Origin of the sequence: uncultured Nostoc sp. (assembly GCF_964247315.1) — a bacterium.
In the GTDB taxonomy this organism is placed as follows: Bacteria; Cyanobacteriota; Cyanobacteriia; order Cyanobacteriales; family Nostocaceae; genus Nostoc.
Genome location: NZ_CAXTTT010000027.1, coordinates 34,515 through 54,990, shown reverse-complemented (window position 1 = coordinate 54,990; position 20,476 = coordinate 34,515). Strand labels below are relative to the sequence as shown.

18 protein-coding genes are annotated in these 20,476 nt (G+C 42.2%); 13 read left to right on the top strand and 5 right to left on the bottom strand.

Features of this window, described 5'->3' with window-relative positions:
- Positions 1 to 1,499: choice-of-anchor D domain-containing protein (locus ACFE93_RS10775; protein ID WP_375473282.1), on the top strand; the 1,499-nt coding region annotated here is incomplete at its 5' end.
- 325 nt (positions 1,500 to 1,824) lie between these two features.
- Here ACFE93_RS10775 and ACFE93_RS10770 read toward each other — a convergent pair.
- Entirely contained in the window at positions 1,825 to 2,259 is a 435-nt protein-coding gene (locus ACFE93_RS10770; RefSeq protein WP_375473281.1) for a hypothetical protein, read from the bottom strand.
- 119 nt (positions 2,260 to 2,378) lie between these two features.
- Here ACFE93_RS10770 and ACFE93_RS10765 point away from each other — a divergent pair, with 119 nt between their 5' ends.
- Both ACFE93_RS10765 and ACFE93_RS10760 read left to right on the top strand, forming a co-directional pair.
- Positions 2,379 to 4,229: a S8 family peptidase gene (locus ACFE93_RS10765; protein ID WP_375473280.1), complete on the top strand. Its 1,851-nt coding sequence runs from the start codon at positions 2,379 to 2,381 to the stop codon at positions 4,227 to 4,229.
- A gap of 121 nt (positions 4,230 to 4,350) precedes the next feature.
- Complete coding sequence (locus ACFE93_RS10760) at positions 4,351 to 4,584, top strand: hypothetical protein (RefSeq protein ID WP_375473279.1); 234 nt, start codon at positions 4,351 to 4,353, stop codon at positions 4,582 to 4,584.
- Here ACFE93_RS10760 and ACFE93_RS10755 read toward each other — a convergent pair.
- Both ACFE93_RS10755 and recA read right to left on the bottom strand, forming a co-directional pair.
- Entirely contained in the window at positions 4,571 to 4,894 is a 324-nt protein-coding gene (locus tag ACFE93_RS10755; protein WP_094327275.1) for a thioredoxin family protein, read from the bottom strand. The two genes, ACFE93_RS10760 and ACFE93_RS10755, sit on opposite strands and share 14 nt — an antisense overlap.
- Positions 4,895 to 5,266: 372 nt before the next feature.
- Positions 5,267 to 6,346 (bottom strand): recombinase RecA, encoded by a 1,080-nt coding sequence (recA, locus tag ACFE93_RS10750; RefSeq protein WP_334849947.1) that lies wholly within the window; start codon positions 6,344 to 6,346, stop codon positions 5,267 to 5,269.
- 501 nt (positions 6,347 to 6,847) lie between these two features.
- Here recA and ACFE93_RS10745 point away from each other — a divergent pair.
- The 10 genes from ACFE93_RS10745 (at position 6,848) to ACFE93_RS10700 (ending at position 18,417) form a co-directional block, all read left to right on the top strand.
- A complete protein-coding gene (locus ACFE93_RS10745) occupies positions 6,848 to 7,381 on the top strand; it encodes a hypothetical protein (protein WP_375473278.1) in 534 nt (177 codons plus the stop codon).
- Between the two features lie 12 nt (positions 7,382 to 7,393).
- Positions 7,394 to 7,834 (top strand): hypothetical protein, encoded by a 441-nt coding sequence (locus ACFE93_RS10740; protein ID WP_375473277.1) that lies wholly within the window; start codon positions 7,394 to 7,396, stop codon positions 7,832 to 7,834.
- 11 nt (positions 7,835 to 7,845) lie between these two features.
- Positions 7,846 to 8,295 (top strand): HNH endonuclease, encoded by a 450-nt coding sequence (locus ACFE93_RS10735; RefSeq protein ID WP_375473276.1) that lies wholly within the window; start codon positions 7,846 to 7,848, stop codon positions 8,293 to 8,295.
- A gap of 148 nt (positions 8,296 to 8,443) precedes the next feature.
- Positions 8,444 to 8,713, top strand: a complete 270-nt coding sequence (locus ACFE93_RS10730) for a type II toxin-antitoxin system Phd/YefM family antitoxin (protein ID WP_181931398.1) — start codon at positions 8,444 to 8,446, stop codon at positions 8,711 to 8,713.
- A complete protein-coding gene (locus tag ACFE93_RS10725) occupies positions 8,700 to 8,981 on the top strand; it encodes a type II toxin-antitoxin system RelE/ParE family toxin (protein ID WP_375473275.1) in 282 nt (93 codons plus the stop codon). Before ACFE93_RS10730 ends, ACFE93_RS10725 begins: the two co-directional genes overlap by 14 nt.
- 60 nt (positions 8,982 to 9,041) lie before the next feature.
- Positions 9,042 to 10,310: an exodeoxyribonuclease VII large subunit gene (gene xseA, locus ACFE93_RS10720; protein ID WP_375473290.1), complete on the top strand. Its 1,269-nt coding sequence runs from the start codon at positions 9,042 to 9,044 to the stop codon at positions 10,308 to 10,310.
- Positions 10,303 to 10,530 carry an exodeoxyribonuclease VII small subunit gene (xseB, locus tag ACFE93_RS10715; RefSeq protein WP_375473274.1) on the top strand — a complete coding sequence of 76 codons (228 nt, stop codon included), beginning with the start codon at positions 10,303 to 10,305 and terminating at the stop codon, positions 10,528 to 10,530. The genes xseA and xseB overlap by 8 nt, the downstream gene beginning before the upstream one ends.
- Positions 10,531 to 10,934: 404 nt before the next feature.
- Positions 10,935 to 13,193, top strand: coding sequence for an ATP-binding protein (locus ACFE93_RS10710; RefSeq protein WP_375473273.1), 2,259 nt, complete (start codon positions 10,935 to 10,937; stop codon positions 13,191 to 13,193).
- Positions 13,190 to 13,663 carry a response regulator gene (locus ACFE93_RS10705; protein WP_375473272.1) on the top strand — a complete coding sequence of 158 codons (474 nt, stop codon included), beginning with the start codon at positions 13,190 to 13,192 and terminating at the stop codon, positions 13,661 to 13,663. Before ACFE93_RS10710 ends, ACFE93_RS10705 begins: the two co-directional genes overlap by 4 nt.
- A gap of 989 nt (positions 13,664 to 14,652) precedes the next feature.
- Positions 14,653 to 18,417, top strand: a complete 3,765-nt coding sequence (locus ACFE93_RS10700) for a response regulator (protein WP_375473271.1) — start codon at positions 14,653 to 14,655, stop codon at positions 18,415 to 18,417.
- A gap of 3 nt (positions 18,418 to 18,420) precedes the next feature.
- Here ACFE93_RS10700 and ACFE93_RS10695 read toward each other — a convergent pair whose 3' ends face one another.
- Complete coding sequence (locus tag ACFE93_RS10695) at positions 18,421 to 19,431, bottom strand: chemotaxis protein CheB (RefSeq protein WP_375473270.1); 1,011 nt, start codon at positions 19,429 to 19,431, stop codon at positions 18,421 to 18,423.
- A gap of 756 nt (positions 19,432 to 20,187) precedes the next feature.
- Positions 20,188 to 20,436 carry a hypothetical protein gene (locus ACFE93_RS10690; RefSeq protein WP_375473269.1) on the bottom strand — a complete coding sequence of 83 codons (249 nt, stop codon included), beginning with the start codon at positions 20,434 to 20,436 and terminating at the stop codon, positions 20,188 to 20,190.
- Positions 20,437 to 20,476: the final 40 nt, after the last annotated feature.

The window sequence follows — 20,476 nt, the reverse complement described above, 5'->3', positions numbered from 1 at the left end:
GTATAGCTGCACTCAACTTGAGTAATCTTAAACTTCCCGACGGATTTAGTTTGGTTGGAACTCTTCCAACAAGTGTGGCTGTTAATGCTTCCACCACCATATCGGTGGCACTCAATCCCACTGCACCCGGCATCTATAGTGGCAGCCTCAGTTTAAACAACAACGACATTAATGAAAACCCCTTTGACTTTGCCATTAGTGGCACAGTTTATACCCCGGAAATTCAAGTTCTCAATGGCATTGTTAACATTACAGATGGTGACACCACCGCCATTAACTTTGGTGAAACGACTGTTGGTGATACATTGACCAAAACGTTTACTATCAAGAACATCGGTACAGGTGCACTCAAGCTGAGTAATCTTAAACTTCCCGACGGATTTAGTTTGGTCGGAACTCTTCCAACGAGCGTGGCTGTTAATGCTTCTACTACCATATCGGTGGCACTCAACCCCACTACATCCGGTACTTATAGTGGCAACTTCAGTTTAAAAAACAACGATATTGATGAAAGCTCCTTTGACTTTGCCATTAGTGGCACAGTCAGACCCGCTCCTGCCCCGGGAATTCAAGTTCTCAATGGCACTAACTCCAATGACACCTTTATTATCCGACGAGGCGATGGCAATTACAGTATTACCGACTTTGGTGGTGTAGGTACTAGTTCAAACCCTTCGGCTGCGGTAATTGCCAAAGTAGATACCTTGCAATTTATTGGGACTGAATTGACTGCAAGAAATCTGCAATTAACTCAAAATGGCAACAATTTAGAAGTCACCTTTGGAAATGTGGCTAATACCAAAGTCACTCTGCAAAACCTTAAGTTAGAAAACCTAGAGAACCTAGCCGCATCGACAACAAGACCTGCCATTGGCAATATCATCTTTGATGGAGAAACCAGTGTTACCAAAAGCTTTGATGTGATTAGTGCCAACTCCACTCAAACGTATATTTCTACAGCAAACACTGTCACTTTCCTTAATGACTTGAACAATAACATTAGCGGTTTTTACAGTTCCAACGATGTGATTAATGGTCAAGGGGGTAATGATACCATCGATGGTAGCGGTGGTGACGACCTGTTGCGGGGTGGTACTGGCAACGATCTTCTGATTGGTGGACAGGGCAACGATACTCTTGTGGGTGGTACAGGTGCTGACTCTTTCCTTTACAACACTAATTCTATTTTTAATACTGCTGTTGTGGGTATTGATACGATCGCTGACTTCAATCACTCTCAAGGTGATAAGATTATCCTCGATAAGACTACCTTTAGTGCTATTACTTCTGATGTGGGAACGGGTTTTAGTAACGCCAGTGATTTTCAAATCACTAATTTAGGGGCACTTAGCAATGCTGTAATTGTTTACGACCGTATGACTGGGCAGTTATTTTACAATCAAAATGGTAGCGCTGCTGGTTTCGGCAGTGGTGGTCAATTTGCACAACTTACTGGTGCGCCCTCTCTTACTGCCTCTGATTTCATCATTCAAGCATAGCTGGGTCGGGTTAACTGAATGCAAGTCTAATCCAAACATGAATCGAGTTTTAAGGCGGCTTTCAATTAAATAGACCACACCCAAAGGGGCACAACATCTGGTGAAAAAGAATGTAGAGATGTAGCACGACTACATCTCTACAAGAGTTTTGGATAACGTATATTTAATTTATAGAGATGTTGAATAAATGGTAGTCAAGTAAAAGCCATTCCAAAAAACATCTTTCTAATAAAAACGTCGTTGCCCATGAATAATATCACTACTAGCGATCTAACTTTTTGACCAGAAATAGCCGTCATATTTGTAACTTATAGTTTTAATATAACTACTGCTGTGGTTGCGATCGCAAGTCTTGTAATAGCCCCTGCAAAAACTTACCCCATTCTGCTGCCAAAGGGACTTCTGTAAACGGAACCCGCACTGAGTTAGTAGATTCATAAAATAGAAATTCTAATTCTATAGAACGACCTCTTTCAGGTAGATTGTTTACATCTACTGATTTTTCATCTACTAAAACCTGGATTTGTTTGATATCAAGCAAGGAGAATGTTTCTAGTTTAATCGGGCCTTGAGGTGTGGGTTTTCCCCAAGTGATATTGTTGTCTTTTTGACCTAATACAGCATAAATATCATACTTGGCCCGTTCAAATTGCTCTGCCCAAGTGCGATAGGCTTCGACTTTTTGATACTCCTTCGAGCCTTGCCAAGCTAACCAGAAAAACATTACTAACAGAGGCAACCACAAAAGACCACGTTCCATCGTTAAAAAAATCCTGATTCCTGAATAAAACTTGTAACTAAAAGTGCAAAATCTACCAATAAGTGATGTAAATAAGTTATGGTAGTGAGCAAACTGGCAAAAAGCGGTGATGAGTTAATATGAGAAAACTTATATTATTGTGCTTGTTTGTCATTGGGCTGGGAGCTGCCATATTTAGTTTCTTGAATTTTCAGGGATTGGCAGCTAAAGGAGAGTTTGAGACGATTTTGCTTGATTTTCGGGAAGATATTCCATCACTTGTGGTGGAACAAAACCTGCAAGCGATCGCCAAACAATACAACGTTACACCCCAATTAGACAACAAGTTTTCCAAAAAAGATAATGTGTATATTATCAAGGGCGATCGCCAACGGCTCCAAGAACTGAAAAAATCTCAGTTTGCCCAAGCGACAGAATTCATTGAACCAAACTATATCTACAGTAAGATTCCACAACCAGGTAAAGCAGCTTGGCTAGGAGAATTTTTGCGACCCCAAGAAGATGAAGAAGCAAGCCCTTCATTAACTGGCCCCAATGACCAATATTACAGCAAGCAGTGGAACTTGCACAAAATCGGTGTTGAAGGCGCATGGAGTCAAACCAAAGGCAGTGGCATTACAGTCGCAGTGATTGACACTGGAATTACCAAGGTTCGCGACTTGTATGAGACAAAATTCGTCAAAGGCTATGATTTTGTTAACGACCGAGAAGAAGCCACAGACGATAACGGTCACGGAACCCATGTTGCTGGAACTATTGCTCAAGCCACAAATAACAAATATGGCGTCGCTGGAATTGCCTACGAAGCCAATCTGATGCCGCTGAAGGTACTCAGTTCATTTGGTGGCGGTACAGTTGCCGATATTGCTGAAGCGATTAAATTTGCTGCTGATAAAGGCGCAGATGTGATTAATATGAGCTTGGGTGGTGGCGGTGAAAGCAAGTTGATGAAAGATGCGATCGAGTATGCCCATAGAAAAGGTGTAGTTATTGTTGCCGCAGCCGGAAATGAAAACACCAATGGAGCAAGCTATCCAGCCCGCTATCCCTATGTCATCGGCGTTTCGGCAATTGGTCCAGATGGCGAAAGAGCGCCCTATTCTAACTTTGGTGCAGGGGTAGATATATCTGCTCCTGGTGGTAGTGAAGCTGGTAAGATTCTCCAAGAAACTATTGATGAAAATGGCGAAGGCATATTTTTGGGTTTCCAGGGTACAAGTATGGCTTCTCCCCACGTTGCTGGTGTTGTAGCATTAATTAAAGCTGCTGGCATCAAAGAACCAGATGAAGTTTTAAAAGTTCTCAAGCAGTCCGCACGAGTTATTCATGATGATGGTTTGAATTATTATGGCGCTGGACAACTCAATGCAGAAGCAGCAGTCAAACTAGCCTTTAGCGGACAAATCAGTTTTCCAGATTTCTTTCGGTGGTTACGGGATAGCGGCTATCTTAATCCCGGCTTTTGGATTGATGGTGGTGCGATCGCACTATTACCCAAAATTTTAATGGTAGTTGGTTCCTATCTGCTAGCTTGGTTTTTACGCGTTTACTTCCCTTTCGCTTGGAGTTGGTCTTTATCCAGTGGATTAATTGCCGGCAGTTCTGGGTTATTTTTCCTCAAGGGAATCTATATTTTTGATCTTCCTCAATGGCCTTTCCGAGTTTTGGGCAGTTCAATTCCCGAACTAGGCAATACCCTCCAGGGAACTGATACGTTGAATCCCCTGTTTGCTAGCGTACTGATTCCGATTGTGTTAATGGCATTGCTGCTGGGACATCCTAGTTGGAAATGGTTTGCCATTGGTTCAACTTTAGGTGTAGCAGCCTGCTTAACTACAAGTGCGTTTTTCGAGCCGGCAGTTTGGGGATTGGGAAGTGGTAACTTAGCACGTCTCTTCCTCATTGCTAATGCCTTAGTCTGTTATGGACTTGTTCGTTTAGCATTAAAAAACGAAGAGAAAATTGCGTAGACGGGGAGTGGGGAGTGGGAAAGAATTCTTAATAACTCCTTACTCCTAACAGACGCGATTAATCGCGTCTCTACTCCTAACTTCTAACTCCCCCACTCAGCACTCAACACTCAGAACTGTTATGAGCATTACACTTACAGGTACAGTCGAACGTCGTGATATTGGTACAGGCGCATGGGCGCTAGTTACTGAAGAGGGCGTTACTTACGAAATCCTCAAAGGGGCTGACAAAGACTTACTCAAAGCCGGACAAAAGGCAAAAGTTAAAGGACAGGTACGCGAAGATGTCATGACTATTGCCATGATTGGCCCTGTCCTAGAGGTGAAATCTTTTGAGGTAATTAGTTCTGATTAGCTGTGGAATTCAAAACTTCTTGCAGACGGCTTCTAAACTCTCCTTTGGGATGACCTCCTTTTACTTCACCAACAATCTGAAATTCTCCCTCTGGAGAATTGCAGATAATGTAAGTAGGCCATCCCATTTCTGATTTATCGGGATATTGAGTCAATAAAATCTTGCGATACTTGCGGTAAGCAGTCGTATCTTGCATCTTTACATCGATAAACTCTAAACCCAGTTCTTCAGCCACCTTTTTGTCATAAAAAGACATTTTGTGGCAGATGCCGCACTCTTCTGAAGAGAACTTAATTACAGCTAAACTCATGGGTTGGCTACTCTTTGATTCTAAACAAAGTTTTTTAGCATAATGCCATGAAATATTACCATATAGCTGGTCATTAGTGTCAATCTAAGGCTGAAACCCCGATCTAGTATTCTTATCCTTTTTCCTTAATAGTAGTCGTCAAGTTTAAATTAATGGGTTCATCGGTGACAAACCAGTGCGATGTCTACGACGGGCTACGCCTACCCCAAAATATCAAGTAGGATGTGAAGATCAGTCCAAATCTATTCACTGTCTGGATTTAGACTTGTATTTTACAATACCCAAATCTCGATTTGTGAAAAAATAAGGTGCGTTAGCTGTCTTTGTAACGCACCATCTATTAGCAATTGCAGATTAATAAATCCACATTCCTTATTCTTCTGGCTCTAAATCTACTTCTTCCTCTTCATCTTCGTCACTGGCTTTAGCTACAGAGTTAGCAGAAACAACAGCGCCTTTATCTAGCTTTTCACGCACTAATTTCTTAATTTCTTCAGCAAATTCAGGCTTTTCTTCTAGATACTTAATGGCGTTATCTCGTCCTTGAGAGATATTATCGCCATTGTAACTATACCAAGCTCCTTTGCGGACAATAATGCCAGTTTCTTCTGCTAAGTCAACAACACAACCCAAGGTAGAAATACCTTTACCAAAAATAATGTCAAATTCCGCTATTCTGAAAGGCGGCGCTACTTTATTTTTGGCAACTTTAACTTTAACGCGATTACCAAATTCTTCTGTACCTTTTTTCAAGGTTTGAATCCGGCGAATATCCAAGCGCACCGAAGCGTAAAATTTCAATGCGTTACCGCCAGTAGTAGTTTCTGGGCTACCGTAAGTAACACCGATTTTTTGCCGCAACTGGTTGATGAAAATTACTGTACAACCGGATTTACCAATATTGCCAGTAATTTTACGTAGAGCTTGGCTCATTAACCGCGCTTGCAGACCAACGTGAGCATCACCCATATCGCCTTCAATTTCAGCACGGGGAACTAACGCTGCTACTGAGTCTATAACTACAATATCAACCGCAGCAGAACGCACAAGCTGATCGACAATTTCCAAAGCTGATTCGCCTGTGTCAGGTTGGGAAATCAGCAGATTGTCAATATCTACACCCAATGCCGCAGCATAAGTAGGATCGAGGGCGTGTTCAGCATCAACAAAGGCAGCAATACCGCCATTTCTTTGCACTTCGGCGAGCGCGTGTAGCGCTACTGTAGTCTTACCGGAACTTTCCGGGCCATAAATTTCAATTACCCGCCCCTTGGGTAAACCACCACCCAATGCTAAATCTAGGGTGAGCGCTCCACTGGAAATAGTCTCCACCCGCATCCGGGTAGCATCGCCTAGGCGCATGATTGCTCCTTTACCAAAGCTGCGCTCAATCTGGTTGAGCACCATAGTCAGCGCTTTTTGCTTGCCTGAAGTATCGGTGTTGATAGCCATTCCTGCCTCTAATGCCTCTAAATATATGGTTTTTAGGAGTGTTGGTTTTGGAGTTTGAGTAGAACAGATATACTATTTTAACCAGAAAATTCTGGAATAGGACTTCTCAAATCAAAAAAAGGGTGTGACAAGATCGTAACTCGATCGCTACCAAATTAGGGTAGCTCTGCACAATGATACCAACTTGCATTCAGAGATAGCTTCTTTTTGGCTGGGTAAGCAAGGGTTTTCAAAGAAAATTATCTAAACAACTGTCCTTACGCAGTGTATATAGTTAGACTGCTTTATTTTGGAAAGATAAAAGCCTAGTACAACGCGGTGCAATCATTGAACCGTTGAATTTTGCTCACTCACAACATAAACAGCAGTAGTCTCCGGCATCGATAAGTCCGGTATGGATAACTTTAGTAAAGTTAGCGTTCTTGTTAAATCTGGCTATTGGCATGGAGATAATATACTGATAAAATTGTGATATAAATTACATAAATATCTTAGGCAAACGTGAATAAGTCACAGGCTATTAAGCTACTTGAAAGTGAGGCATGGACAAAAGCAGATGCTATGCGTGCTTTGGAAGCAATTGACTTTAATACCAATCCTGATGAAATTACTATTCGCAGAGCTATTTCGCCTTTTGCTGGTTCTGAACTAATTAAGCGTCAACGCCTTCAAGCTGCTCAGAAACGGATGATAACGATGAAAACAAGAGAGCTTGAGTCGAAAGAGCAGGAATATGCTGCAAAAATTGACCAATTTAAGAAATATCCAAAACAGGAAAGAGAAAAATACGAAGTTGAAATTCAAACTTTGTCTCAGAAAAATAACATTTTAGAAGTTGAAATTAAGACAATATATTCTCAAAATAAAAACTTAACAGAAGTAAATGAGCACCTAAAAAAAGACAATAAAGCTCTGAAAAATTTAGTTGATCAAATTAGGCTTCGGCTAGCTATGAATACTAAAAAAATTCTCCAATATGAAGATAGTGAGATTCGCAAAGCAGTAATTACTTTTTTTCAATGGACGCTAGGCTAAAGGACTGACTCTATGACTGACAAAAAGGGGAAAAAAAGAAATTTTAAAGGAATGAGTTATCGTGATGTTCAACGTATTAACTCAAAGAATCGAACTAAGCTTCATAAAGAAGATCAATTTTTATTAAAAGAAAACCATTATAAAAATATTGGATGGAATAATGTTATTAATCTTTATCAAAAAGTAGAGGAAATTTTAAACAGATATCATATTGAGGATTTAACGCTTGAGGAATTATTTTTAGAGGTTGATCGTATTGGAAATAAATACCTCACGATTCAAGAAATAGAAAATTTTAATCAAAACTTATCTAGAGAAGTCAATGAGATTTCAGACGAAATAGATAAGCAGTTTCCTGATACAGAAATAGAATTTATTGATTTCAGTAAACAGACTAGCAAAAGATATCAGAAGAAATCTAATCAAAAGTCATATAAAACTGTCAAATTTTAGTGAGAAAGACAGTGAGCCTTAAAGATAAAGAACTTAAAGAATTATTTGAGCTTGCGGATAAAATTGGTAGCAAGCGATATCACAGACTAACTAATCTAGATTTTGAAAATTATAGAAAATTCGATTACTGGCGGTATGTTAATGGAGATTTTGAGTGTGGAACAACTCAAGAAAGTAAAGATTGGGTGAGAGAAAATTCCAACTGGTACTGTCCAATTTGTGCATCTCACTACTCTGACAAAGGTGGCAAGACAATAGATCACAAGCTACCTCGGTCACAGTATCCTTGGTTATCAATGGAATTAAAGAATTTATGGGTCATTTGCCAGGTTTGCAACAAAGAAAAGGGTGAAATGCATTGGTACAAGTATGAACACTATATATTTGTTAATTATCCGGATCTTTATCTTGCTGTGAAGATGGCACGTCCTACTCAGTTACTCCAGTCTCTAAAGGATTAAACCAAATAGTCTAATCATCTATTGCTTTAACATGTGCTGGAAAATCTAACATTCAATAATGAACACTGTATAGTCTTGAACCAGAATTGAGATAAGAAAAGTTATCTGCTAAGATATAGTCAAAATGTCTAAAATAGTCAAAATTGCTATGCAGACCTATACTCTCACAGATGCTCGTAACAAACACGGTGAGGTTTTTGATAAGGCTGCTACTGAGCCAGTTCTACTAACTAAGCAATCACGGCCTAGCCACGTGATTATCTCAGCAGAGAGCTACCAAAAATTAATTAATCGGCTGGAAGAATTAGAGGATATGGTTTTCGGTCAAGCCGCTGAGGTTGCGCTGAGTCAGTCCAAAATGATTGGTACAGAGGCTTTTACATCTGCACTAGAGCATTTAGCTAATGGCGAAGCTTGATGGTTTAGCAACTGTTCTTGATTTTCTGAACGGTTTACAGCCTAAAATAGCAGCACAGATTGCAAAAAAGGTTTTGGCTTTGAATGTTGAGCCTTTACCTGCTGATAGCGAGCAGCTATCTGGTTATCAGGGTTTATATCGAGTTGATAGTGGTGAATATCGAATTATTTATAGGTATTTTTCTGATCAAGATTTAGTAGAAGTGATTTTAGTTGGTAAGCGCAATGATGATGATGTCTACAAAAGATTGAAGCGTTTACTGGGTTAACCTTTGGTTTTCATTAAAATGCTAGAATCGCTCCAGCACAAATGCTTTCAGGCATCTTTGATGACTCTCGACCTTTCCGACTCTCTGATTCTCGATACAGCGCTTTCAGTATCTGGATTAACTGACTATATCCGCTTGCTGTTAGAGCAAGATAAACAATTACGGCAAGTTTGGGTAACTGGCGAAGTTTCCAGTGCTAACCACCATCGCAGTGGGTTATTTTTCACGCTACAAGATCCCGATCGCACCGCCGGAATTAAGTGTGTAGTATGGAATAGCCAATTGCCAAAACTCACCCAGATACCTGTTCCAGGTGAGCAGATAATTATTTTGGGCAGTATTCGCCTGTATCCGCAACGGGGAGAGTATCAGTTATCAGTTTGGCAGACTCTACCTGCTGGTGTTGGTTTACAGGCTCTGCGCTATCAACAACTCAAAAATCGCTTGCTGGCTGAAGGTTTGTTCGACGCGCAAAGAAAGCGATCGCTTCCCACTCATCCCCAAACGATCGCTGTCGTCACTTCACCAACGGCTGCTGCTTGGGGTGATATTCAAAAAACCCTGAAGCAAAGGTATCCAGGTTTACACGTTTTATTTTCTCCGGCTACAGTACAGGGTGAGCAAGCACCTGAATCTATCGTCAAAGCAATTGAGCGGGTAGAAAACGATGGACGCGCCGAAGTGCTAATTTTATCGCGGGGTGGTGGCGCAGTGGAAGAGTTGGCTTGCTTTAATGATGAACGAGTGGTGCGATCGCTGGCTAGTTGTTCTATTCCTGTAATTACTGGTATCGGCCATCAACGAGATGAATCTTTAGCAGATTTAGTTGCAGATGCTTGTGTGCATACACCCACTGCGGCAGCAGAAATGGTTGTACCAGCACTTTCGGAGTTGTATACTGAGCATCGGCAGCGAGTTGTCGCTTTACATGAGGCGGTACATGACTTTAGAGAAAATGCTGAGGATCAATTGCAAGTATTGCGGAATCGTTTGCGACGTTTGCGGTTAGATCGGCAAGTGCAGCAGGAGGTGGAAAAGCTTGCTTGGAAGCGTCAGCATTTAGTACAAATTACGACGGGGCGATCGCAGCAAGCAACGCAGCATTTAGAATTATTGCGGCAAAAGTTGGCTAGTCTTGACCCGAAAGCGGTGTTACAGCGTGGTTATGCGGTGGTGAGGCAGGAAGATGGGGCGATCGCTCGTTCGGCAACGGAGTTGGCTGTGGGGCAAGAGTTAATGATTCAATTGGGGCAGGGTGGGGTTAAAGTGAAGGTTATGGAAGTGAACGAACCGCCAAGACGCCAAGGACGCCAAGAGTTGAATGGTTAAACGTAAGAGTGCTTCTAGTTCTGAGGAAGGTTGGAATTATGAGGCGAAGGTTGCTGAGATAGAAGGAATTATTACTCGCATTGAGGCGGGTGAGTTGGAATTGGAAGCTGTGTTTGACCAATTTGCAACTGCTGTGGAGTATTTGCGTCAGTGCGAAGGTTTTTTGCAGCAGCGACAACAGCAGGTAGATTTGTTGATTGAAACATTAAATCAAGAATAGAAGCTAGAGCCGCAAGGCGGAAGTTAAAAGTCAAAAGTCAAAAGTCAAAATGAATACAGCATAAGCGTAAGCGTTTTATTGATTTGGAATGGGTAGTTTATTTACGCCGTGTTGTACTAGAGCCTGCCATTAAGGCTGAAATAGTCAAATTTCAACCCGCAGATTCCCGAATTATTGGAAAAATCAGGGGCTTGTTGCTCACGAATTGATTTAGGATTGCTATAGTTAAAGTATCTATTTAAAATCTGTATTTTTTAGAGAAAATTTTATTAGTTAGTTCAATATAATTAACAAGCTAAACAGCTAAAAAGAAATAATTTGACTTAGTAAATCTCTGTTTTCACTACATATTCAACATTTCTGATTTCTGCCAAAGTTCTAATGAGGAGTTTGAGAAACTGAGAATGACTGATGAGATCATTGATTTGACAAACTGCGATCGCGAACCAATCCACATTCCCAATCTGATCCAGCCGCACGGGGTTTTACTGGTTTTGCAAGATCCCACTCTGGAAATCCTTCAGGTGAGCAGCAACACCCAAGAAGTTGTTGGCCGTCAACCTGAAGAGTTATTGGGCAACTCGCTGTCAGATTTACTCGACGCCAAGCAGATTAAGCTGATTCAACAATGTCTGGCAGAGGATTGTGAAAGCGTTAATCCCCTCAACCTATCGATTAAATATCTGAATAAATCAATTTACTTTGATGGCATTATACATCGTTTAAATAATATCATTATTCTGGAATTAGAACCGAAAAAAGCAAAGGGGAAAACAAACTTTTTTGACTTTTCTCAACAAGTAAGAGGAACCATTACCCGCATTCAGAAAGCACCTACACTGCTGGAAATGTGCCAGATTGTGGTTACAGAAGTCCGGCGAATCACTGGTTTTGAACGCGTCATGGTCTATCGATTCGATCGGGAAGGAGCAGGCAAGGTAATCGCTGAAGACACTAATCACGAAACACCCTATTTGGATTTACACTATCCGCCCTCTGACATTCCCAAGCGAGCCAGACACCTATACACCCTCAACTGGCTGCGGCTGATTCCAGATGCCAGCTACCATCCTGTTACCTTAATTCCAGCAAACAATCCCTTGACAAATCAACCGCTCGATTTGAGTTTATCGGTATTACGCAGTGTTTCTCCGTTACATCTAGAATATCTGAAAAATATGGACGTGACTGCCTCCATGTCTATTTCACTGATACAGGATCAAAAGCTTTGGGGATTGATTGCCTGTCATCATTCCTCGCCTAAATATGTTCCTTACAATATCCGCACAATCTGCGAGTTCATTGGACAGGTGATGTCTGTGGAACTGGGAAATAAAGAAGCGAGTGAAGATATTGATTATAAAAGGCAATTGAAATCACTGCAAACTCAATTTGTGGAAGGATTGTCTCAGGCTGAGTATTTCCTAGATGGGATGGTACAACTGAAATCTCAATTACTCAATCTGACCAGCGCCACGGGAGCGGTGATATGCAGTGGCAACCAGTGTATTAGACTGGGTAAAACGCCATCAGAGGAGGAGGTTCACGCCTTACTTGATTGGATTAAACCTCAACTGCATGATAACTTGTTTCAGACGCGATCGCTCACTAAAGATTACCCTGCTGCCGAGTCATATAAAGCGATCGCCAGTGGCGTTTTAGCCCTAGAAATTTCTAGAGTTCATCACAATTACATTCTCTGGTTTCGTCCAGAGGTAATTCAAACTGTGAATTGGGGCGGCAACCCCAACAAGCCTGTGGAAGTTTTGTCAGATGGCAGTTTAAAAATGTCTCCTCGCAAATCCTTTAAATTATGGCAAGAAACGGTGCAAGGATCTGCCTTACCCTGGAAACCCTGTGAAGTTGAAACGGTTATTGAACTGCGAAGCCTGGTTGTGGGCGTGGTGTTGCGGCAAGCGGACAAACTGGCATCAATGAATTTTGAATTACAACGGAGTAACGAAGAACTCGATTCTTTCGCCTATGTTGCCTCTCATGACTTGAAAGAACCGCTCCGGGGCATTCATAACTACGCTAACTTCTTAATGGAGGACTATGCAGAGGTACTGGATAACGATGGAATTGCCAAACTCCAAACCCTGGTGCGGCTGACCCAACGAATGGAAGACCTGATCAATTCCCTCCTCCATTTCTCCCGGTTAGGACGCGCCGAACTGATCCGGCAACTAGTGAATCTGAATGAGTTAGTCCCGCAGGTAATCACCACATTGACCATTGCCCGACCGCAGAGCAAAGTTGAGTTTCGCATTCCTCAAGCTTTTCAGAGCATTCAATGCGATCGCGCTCAGATTAATGAACTCTTCACCAACCTGATTAGCAACGCCATTAAGTACAATGATAAACCTGAGAAGTGGGTCGAAATTGGTTTTATTGAAGGAAATGGAGAAAGAAAAGTTGCTTCTACTTCTGTGACTTTCTATGTTCGTGATAACGGCATTGGCATCCCCCAAGAGCATCTCGACAAAATCTTTCAAATCTTCCGCCGCTTACATGGACGGGATGACTTTGGCGGTGGGACTGGGGTCGGGTTAACCATTGCCCGCAAAATTGTCGAACGTCACGGTGGTAGAATTTGGGTGGAATCTACCCCCACTGAAGGCAGTACCTTTTACTTCACCCTGTCGGCGGAGGCAAATACATGACTCAGATTTCAGCCTCCCACATCCAGGAAATGCCACTACTTTTAATTGTGGAGGATAGCAACGAAGATTTTGAGACACTGCAACGATTTCTAGGACGCTCTGCCATTGCGTTCGCCATTCAGCGATGTGTGAATGGTGAACAAGCCTTGGCATTTCTTTATCGGACTGGCAGTTATGTGGAACCCGAAAGTGCGCCCCGACCCGGCTTGATTGTGCTTGACTTGAACCTGCCCGGAACCGATGGACGAGAAGTATTACGCCGGATTAAACAGGATGACAACTTGAAGATGATTCCGGTGGTAGTGTTTACTACCTCTAACAATCCCAAAGATATTGAAGTATGTTATCAATATGGTGTCAACAGCTACATCGTTAAACCAATTAACTTTGCTCAACTCAAACGAGATATTCAGATGCTCGTAGAATATTGGTTTCAAGTGACGACGCTGCCTGATTATCCAAAGGATTAGTCATGAGTCAGAGATCGCGCAATTGCCTCATCGTTTTTCAGTTAGATATTGAAAACTGAGTTTTTGTCAACAAGGAAATTCGCTGAACTTAGTGGATTGACCGCTTTCGTAGATATATAAAAAAAGCTAATATTTTTTAACCATATCTAACAACGTATTAAGTATTTATTTCTTTTTTCGAGTTTTCTGTATTGATAGCAAAAATACTAAAAATCATGTTATCTATCGTGCGTGTTTATTAATTCTATAGAACTCAATCTTGCTCGGTTAAAAATATTCATAGGTTAGGTTGAGGAATGAAAATCAACCTAGACATTTTTATTTTCTAGCCTTAACTAAGCACTATTGCTATAGGACTAGTATTTTATTTTTTAAATCCACGTAGGGTGTGTTAGTAATAGCGTAACGCACCAAAAGCTTGGAATCTGCCATTAGTCTAATCTCAACTTTATCTAAATTAAGAACTCGGTTTTCTATATCCAGCAAAAACCCTGAATTTTTAGCAAATACTTTTTCCACGTCACAGATTATCAATGAAGTTCAAAAAGTAAAATTAGCTGACCACAGTAATTTTAGCTTATATATTTGCCTAAGGTGTAGCTAATATCATGTTTGGAAAAAGTTATTATTCAGATTGCAAGGTTCAAGAAGCAGAGAGAAAAAGGGTTTTAAGATGTTTAGATAAAGTTAATATATTAATAAATAATAAAGCAAATCTACTCTTAATAAATAATTTGTATTAGTGGATGAATATTTATAACCTGTTCTCTGGCTAAAGTGATATAAGTCTTATAAGTAGGTTAAAAGCAAAATATACATCAAAATGAACGAATTAATGCAAAGCTGATGGAAAGAGCAACCAAATAAAGTCTATCAAGTATGTTAAAATCCTGGCATCAGAAGAGTTTTAGCATTTGTTGAAAAATATCAATTTTTCTCTCCCAACCTGCAAAATGTGGGTTAACTCATACTCGATTAATTAATTCACGATGTCTCAGCAACAGCGCACTCTCTTAATTGTCGATGATTCGCCAGAAGATCGAGAACTCTATCGGCGATATTTGCTGCGCGATCGCGAATATTCCTATACATTTTTAGAAGCAACGCTGGGGCAGCAAGGACTAGAACTTTGGCAGCAACACCAGCCCGATGCTGTGTTGGTTGATTATCGGCTACCTGACTTAGACGGACTGGAATTTTTAGCACAATTGCAACCCTCAATGCAACAACCTTGCCTACCTGTGATTGTTGTCACCGGGCAGGGTAACGAAGCGATTGCAGTTAAGGCAATCAAAGCGGGCGCACAAGATTATCTTGTTAAAGAGGAAATTACCCCAGAAGGACTGCAAATAGCGGTCAATGGGGCAATTGAAACAGTGCGGCTACACACCCAATTACAACAGCGTATTGAACGAGAGCGCGTAGTTTCACATATTACCCAGAAAATTCACCAATCGCTAAATCTGGATGAAATTCTTCAGACAACTGTAACCGAAGTGCGAGAATTTCTGCACACTGATCGCGTCTTGGTTTTTCAGTTAAAACCTAACGGAGATGGGACTGTAGTAGCAGAATCGGTTTGGGCACAGTGGCGATCGCTCCTTTACTCCACTATGTACGATCCCTGCCTCGCAAAGAATTACCTTGCATCGAATCCACAGGAAATTGTCAGCAACGATCCCGCCTTTGTCGAAAATTATATCCAACGCTATCGTCAGGGTTACGTAACAGCAATATTTGATATTCAAGATAGCAGCATTGACCCATGCCACGTTGAATTGTTGGCTCAGTATCAAGTAAAAGCTAATTTGGTTGTGCCGATTATTTACGATAACCACTTCTGGGGATTGCTAATTGCTCACAACTGTGCTATGCCAAAAAGATGGCAACCCTTAGAGATTGACTTGCTTAAAGAACTGGCGATTCAAGTTGGCATTGCAATTCGACAGGCGGAACTCTATCAGCAGGCACACAATGAACTGACCGATCGCAGACGGGTAGAAGCAGAATTGCGGCAGAGTGACGAACGGCTGCGATTCGCACTATCAGCTTCTCGCATGGGAACATGGAACTGGAACATCCAGACGGGAACAATTTCCTGGTCGGATAACCTGGAAGCCTTATTTGGATTAGAGCCAGGAGAGTTTGACGGCTCATTCGAGATGTTTGCCGCGCGGTTGCACCCTGATGATCGCGATCGCGTGTTAGCTGCCGTCGAGCGTGCTGTCGCCACCGGAGAAGACTATGACATTGAATTTCGAGTGGTATATGGCAACGGTAAGATTCGCTGGGCACTGAGCCAGGGCAAGGTATTTTACGACCAACACGGGCAACCGATTCAGATGGCTGGTATCGATTTAGATATCACCGAACGCAAAGGATCGGCTCAAAGTCTGCGGGATAGTGAAGAACGTTTCCGCCAACTCGCAGAAAATATTGATGCGGTGTTCTGGATCAGAGAAGTGCCAGAAAATCGAGTCAGCTATGTCAGTCCTGCATATCAAAAACTGTGGGGATTGAACCCGCAAGAATTGTATCAAGGACAACAAGCATGGCTCGATCGGATTCACCCAGAGGATCGAGAATCGACCCAGAGAGCGTTTCATGAAAAAGCTGTCGCAGGTAAATTTGATCAGGAATATCGGATTATCTTACCCAATGGTAGTATTCGCTGGGTTCACGATCGCTGCTTTCCACTTCGAGATGAAATAGGAGAGATTTATCGGTTTGCAGGTATTGCCGAAGACATCAGCGCTCGCAAGCAGGCAGAGCAAGCGCTGCGAGACAGTGAAGAACGCTTCCGCACCTCGGTTGAAAATATGCTGGACTGCTTTGGGGTATACCGTGCTATACGGAATGAGCAGGGACAGATTGTCAATTTTGTGACTGAATATGTCAATGATGCGGTTTGTCTCAACAATCAAATGACTTATGAGCAGCAGATTGGACGAGGGTTGTGTGAATTACTACCAGGGCATCGTGACAGTGGATTGTTTGATGAATACTGCGAGGTAGTAGAAACAGGAAAGCCGCTCATTAAAGACAGCCTAGTTTATGAAGATGAGTACGGACAACAACGCTTAGTTAGAGCCTTTGATATCCGCGTGGCTAAATTTGGAGATGGATTTGTTGCCACTTGGCGAGATATCACCACTCGCCAACAAACTGAAGAAGCCCTACGCCAGAGTGAAGAATTTAAAAACCGTATTTTAGACAGCAGTTCTGACTCCATCAAGGTATTAAGCCTCGATGGACGGTTGCTGTACATGAATACAGGTGGCCTGTGTTTGATGGAAATTGACGACTTCAATCCTTATCTGAATATTGAATGGCTGTGTTTCTGGAAAGGCAGCAATCGGCAACAGGCAGAGCAGGCACTCGCTGCCACTAAAACAGGCGAAGTCAGTATTTTTCGCGGATACTGCCCAACTGTAAAAGGCACTCCTAAATGGTGGGAAGTGGTCGCTAGCCCGATTTTGGATGCCTCCGGGCAGATGGAACGAATCTTGTTGATTTCGCGAGACATCACCGATCGCAAACAAGCTGAAATCGAACGCGATCGCCTATTGCAACTAGAACAAGCAGCAAGAGCAGAAGCCGAACGCGCTAATCGGATCAAAGATGAGTTTCTAGCCATTCTCTCCCATGAATTGCGATCGCCTCTCAACCCCATTCTCGGCTGGACAAAACTGCTACAAACCCGCAAATTTAGTGAAACTAAAACAGCTGAAGCTTTAGCCACCATTGAACGCAACGCCAAACTGCAAACTCAACTGATTGATGACTTACTCGACGTAGCCAAGATTCTGCGTGGCAAACTCAGTATAGATGCGGCTCCTGTGAATTTGGCATTTGTGATTGAATCTGCGATCGACACGGTAAATACAGCAGCCCTTTCCAAATCAATTGTGTTGCATTCAGTACTGCCGAATATTGGGCAAGTCTCTGGAGATTCCAACCGCCTGCAACAGATCGTTTGGAATTTACTTTCTAACGCGATCAAGTTTACCCCCAAGGGAGGACGGGTAGAAACCAGACTAGAGCGAGTTGACGATCGGGCACAGATTATCGTCAGTGACACTGGCAAAGGCATTAACCCAGACTTTCTCCCATATATTTTTGAATCATTCCGTCAGGAAGATGTCTCAATTACTCGCAAGTATGGGGGGTTAGGATTGGGGTTGGCGATCGTCCGGCAGTTAGTTGAGGCGCACGGCGGCACGATCAAGGCTGATAGTCCTGGTGAAGACTTGGGAGCTACCTTTACAGTCCAGTTGCCACTGCTGAATGTGGAACCGGAAATCAACCAGCCAGATGAGTTGCCACAACAAGCACTCGAACTTACGGGGATTCGAGTTCTCACAGTCGATGACGATCCCGATGCTCGTGAGCTATTAACAGTATTGCTTGCGGAATACGGAGCAAAAGTGCTGACTGTTGCCTCTGCGACAGAAGTATTGGCAAACTTGGAGTCTTTTCAACCCGATGTTTTAATCAGTGATATTGGGATGCCCGAAATTGATGGCTATTCTCTGATCAAACAGATCCGCACTTTAACGCCCGAAAAAGGGGGAGAGATTCCCGCCATCGCTTTGACTGCTTATGCCAGAGTTGAGGATTCCCAGCGAGCGATAAGCAGTGGCTATCAACGGCACGTTACCAAGCCCCTCGATCCAGAAGAGTTAGTTCAAGCTGTGGTGGCACTTACACACGATAAACTAAACCATCCTATTCCTCAAAATGATTATATTTAACCTTCAATTAACACCTGTGTTTGGATTGACCTTCAAAAGTACTTCTCGAATAATGGCGGAGGACTCTTTGGCAGAGTGTGCCTCCTCTTTGAATCTTTGTGCCACCAAGGTTTGATTGCGAGCCTCCATCCTTGAAGCCATACGATGTGATAAAGAAGCTTTCTCTTCCAATGCCCTCAAAGCGATCCATAGTGCATCCTCCACCTTATCAGACTGCGTAGCCAGCAAAGTTTCTGCTGAAAAAGCATGACCCGTGCGGCACCGGAAGCGCAACAAATTTCCCTCTTCAATTTCCCAGAGGATACCGCCGCAGTCAGGACAGCCAAAGGTTGATGGTTTACCAAGTCGATTGCCTTCGTTTTCTACTGTTTCTAAATTCAACTGCGCTATTTCAGTTTCAAACTCCATCTTGCTAGGTACCGGGTTTTCTGGTTGTACTTCCATTGGCGTATTAACTAGAGCTACTAAAGTAGAAGGAATATCTGAAAGTGGCAGAATATGGTCAATATCCTCTACGTTCTTGATCGCATTACGTGGCATATCAGGATACAATGCATCGTCAGGATTTTGGACAATTGCCACACCGCGCCGCATTTTTACAGCCATTAGTCCCGCCGTGCCGTCATCAAGCAGACCTGTTAGTAGCACAGCAATCACTCGTTGCCCATAGGTTCGCGCTGCACTGCGAAACAATGGATCGATAGCGGGACGACAACGATTTTCTTTTGCTCCCCGCGTCAAACGCAAATATCCTTGTTCTACCAGTAAATGGTAGTCAGGCAAAGCAACATAAATGCAACCACGAACAATAGCTTCGCCGTCCTGAGCATGAGACACTGGCAAGTTGCCAGCACGACTTAATATTTTTGGCAGAACACTCGTGCCATGACTTGATACATGAAGGACTATAATTACAGCAGCATTGAGATCGCGCGGCAAATGCTTGACTAGATAAGTCAGCGCCTCAACTCCACCTGCTGATGTTCCAACGACGATAATATTGTGTTTAAGCATTAATGTAACGATTTCACTAGTATAGCAGCGTGGATAACAAAAGCACATTTACTGCCAGTACTGAGAATAACGCAGCCAAAGAATTTGTTCGCGTAGCTTTGAAAAAATTTATTTTTCATTTGAGGAATAAGACTTTAGACGAATAGCACAAAATGCAATTTTGCGTCTCTAAAAGGGTTTTAAAATCACGCAAAATTATTTTCCGCGATTGAAAAAATATAAACTGCGGAAAACCATTTCCACAGAAATATATTTTAAGGGTCGTAGCAGTGCTACGTCTGTATATTGTTTTTCGGTGCTACGCTCTTTAGACATCGCTCTAATTTAAACATTAGTTGTCAAAATTTGAGCGTTTGCAGCTAATGTTCTTCCATATATAAGAAACGCTTAAGCATTTGCTGGAAATATATAATTATTTGTTTCAATGGCTTAATACTTTGCAACAAATCCTCTTTCATATATAAAAAAATATTAAGTATTTATAATAATCGTTATAATGAACTTATAAATTGATTTATTTCCTGAAATATAACAGATATGCTAAAAGCTTGTTTGAAAAGTAGTTAGCTGTGATTTTAGGCACTAACTGATCCCCCCAGCCCCCCTTAAAAAGCTACCGTGTATACACAAGTCAAATTACCCTTCTTAATCCCACGCCACTTGCTACAATGGAGGGAACCTCCGCAACGCAGTGGCTCCCCTTATAACAGCGGGAAACAGAAAAAATATCGCATTAAGAGACCATTTATCGAGCTGTTATACTAGTGCGGCCGAACAAGTGTCTTCATGAGAAACTTCGGATTTATCACTAAAATCCTGGTTTCCTACTAACAACGAAGTAGATTGACTTTGTTGGGCTTGTCCTTGATTTGAGCATTTTTCAATTTTCGGGGCGGAAATTTTTCCTTCATAAGGGATTACCGCCTCAATACCGCAATCTTGGTTTTCTATCAGCAACGAAGCGGATTGGCTCTGTGTATCATCGATATCCGAATCTGTTACCACAGGCGGCTTTTTTTTCTCTGATGCGCTTGGGTTATTAGCC

Excerpts from the sequence above, each read along its gene's own strand:
- ACFE93_RS10730 (WP_181931398.1), top strand. The coding sequence starts at position 8,444 with ATGCAGACCTATACTCTCACAGATGCTCGTAACAAACACGGTGAGGTT.
- ACFE93_RS10710 (WP_375473273.1), top strand. The coding sequence starts at position 10,935 with ATGACTGATGAGATCATTGATTTGACAAACTGCGATCGCGAACCAATC.
- xseB (WP_375473274.1), top strand. The coding sequence starts at position 10,303 with ATGGTTAAACGTAAGAGTGCTTCTAGTTCTGAGGAAGGTTGGAATTAT.
- ACFE93_RS10755 (WP_094327275.1), bottom strand. The coding sequence starts at position 4,894 with ATGAGTTTAGCTGTAATTAAGTTCTCTTCAGAAGAGTGCGGCATCTGC.
- ACFE93_RS10725 (WP_375473275.1), top strand. The coding sequence starts at position 8,700 with ATGGCGAAGCTTGATGGTTTAGCAACTGTTCTTGATTTTCTGAACGGT.
- xseA (WP_375473290.1), top strand. The coding sequence starts at position 9,042 with ATGACTCTCGACCTTTCCGACTCTCTGATTCTCGATACAGCGCTTTCA.
- ACFE93_RS10765 (WP_375473280.1), top strand. The coding sequence starts at position 2,379 with ATGAGAAAACTTATATTATTGTGCTTGTTTGTCATTGGGCTGGGAGCT.
- ACFE93_RS10770 (WP_375473281.1), bottom strand. The coding sequence starts at position 2,259 with ATGGAACGTGGTCTTTTGTGGTTGCCTCTGTTAGTAATGTTTTTCTGG.
- ACFE93_RS10700 (WP_375473271.1), top strand. The coding sequence starts at position 14,653 with ATGTCTCAGCAACAGCGCACTCTCTTAATTGTCGATGATTCGCCAGAA.
- ACFE93_RS10740 (WP_375473277.1), top strand. The coding sequence starts at position 7,394 with ATGACTGACAAAAAGGGGAAAAAAAGAAATTTTAAAGGAATGAGTTAT.
- ACFE93_RS10760 (WP_375473279.1), top strand. The coding sequence starts at position 4,351 with ATGAGCATTACACTTACAGGTACAGTCGAACGTCGTGATATTGGTACA.
- recA (WP_334849947.1), bottom strand. The coding sequence starts at position 6,346 with ATGGCTATCAACACCGATACTTCAGGCAAGCAAAAAGCGCTGACTATG.
- ACFE93_RS10695 (WP_375473270.1), bottom strand. The coding sequence starts at position 19,431 with ATGCTTAAACACAATATTATCGTCGTTGGAACATCAGCAGGTGGAGTT.
- ACFE93_RS10705 (WP_375473272.1), top strand. The coding sequence starts at position 13,190 with ATGACTCAGATTTCAGCCTCCCACATCCAGGAAATGCCACTACTTTTA.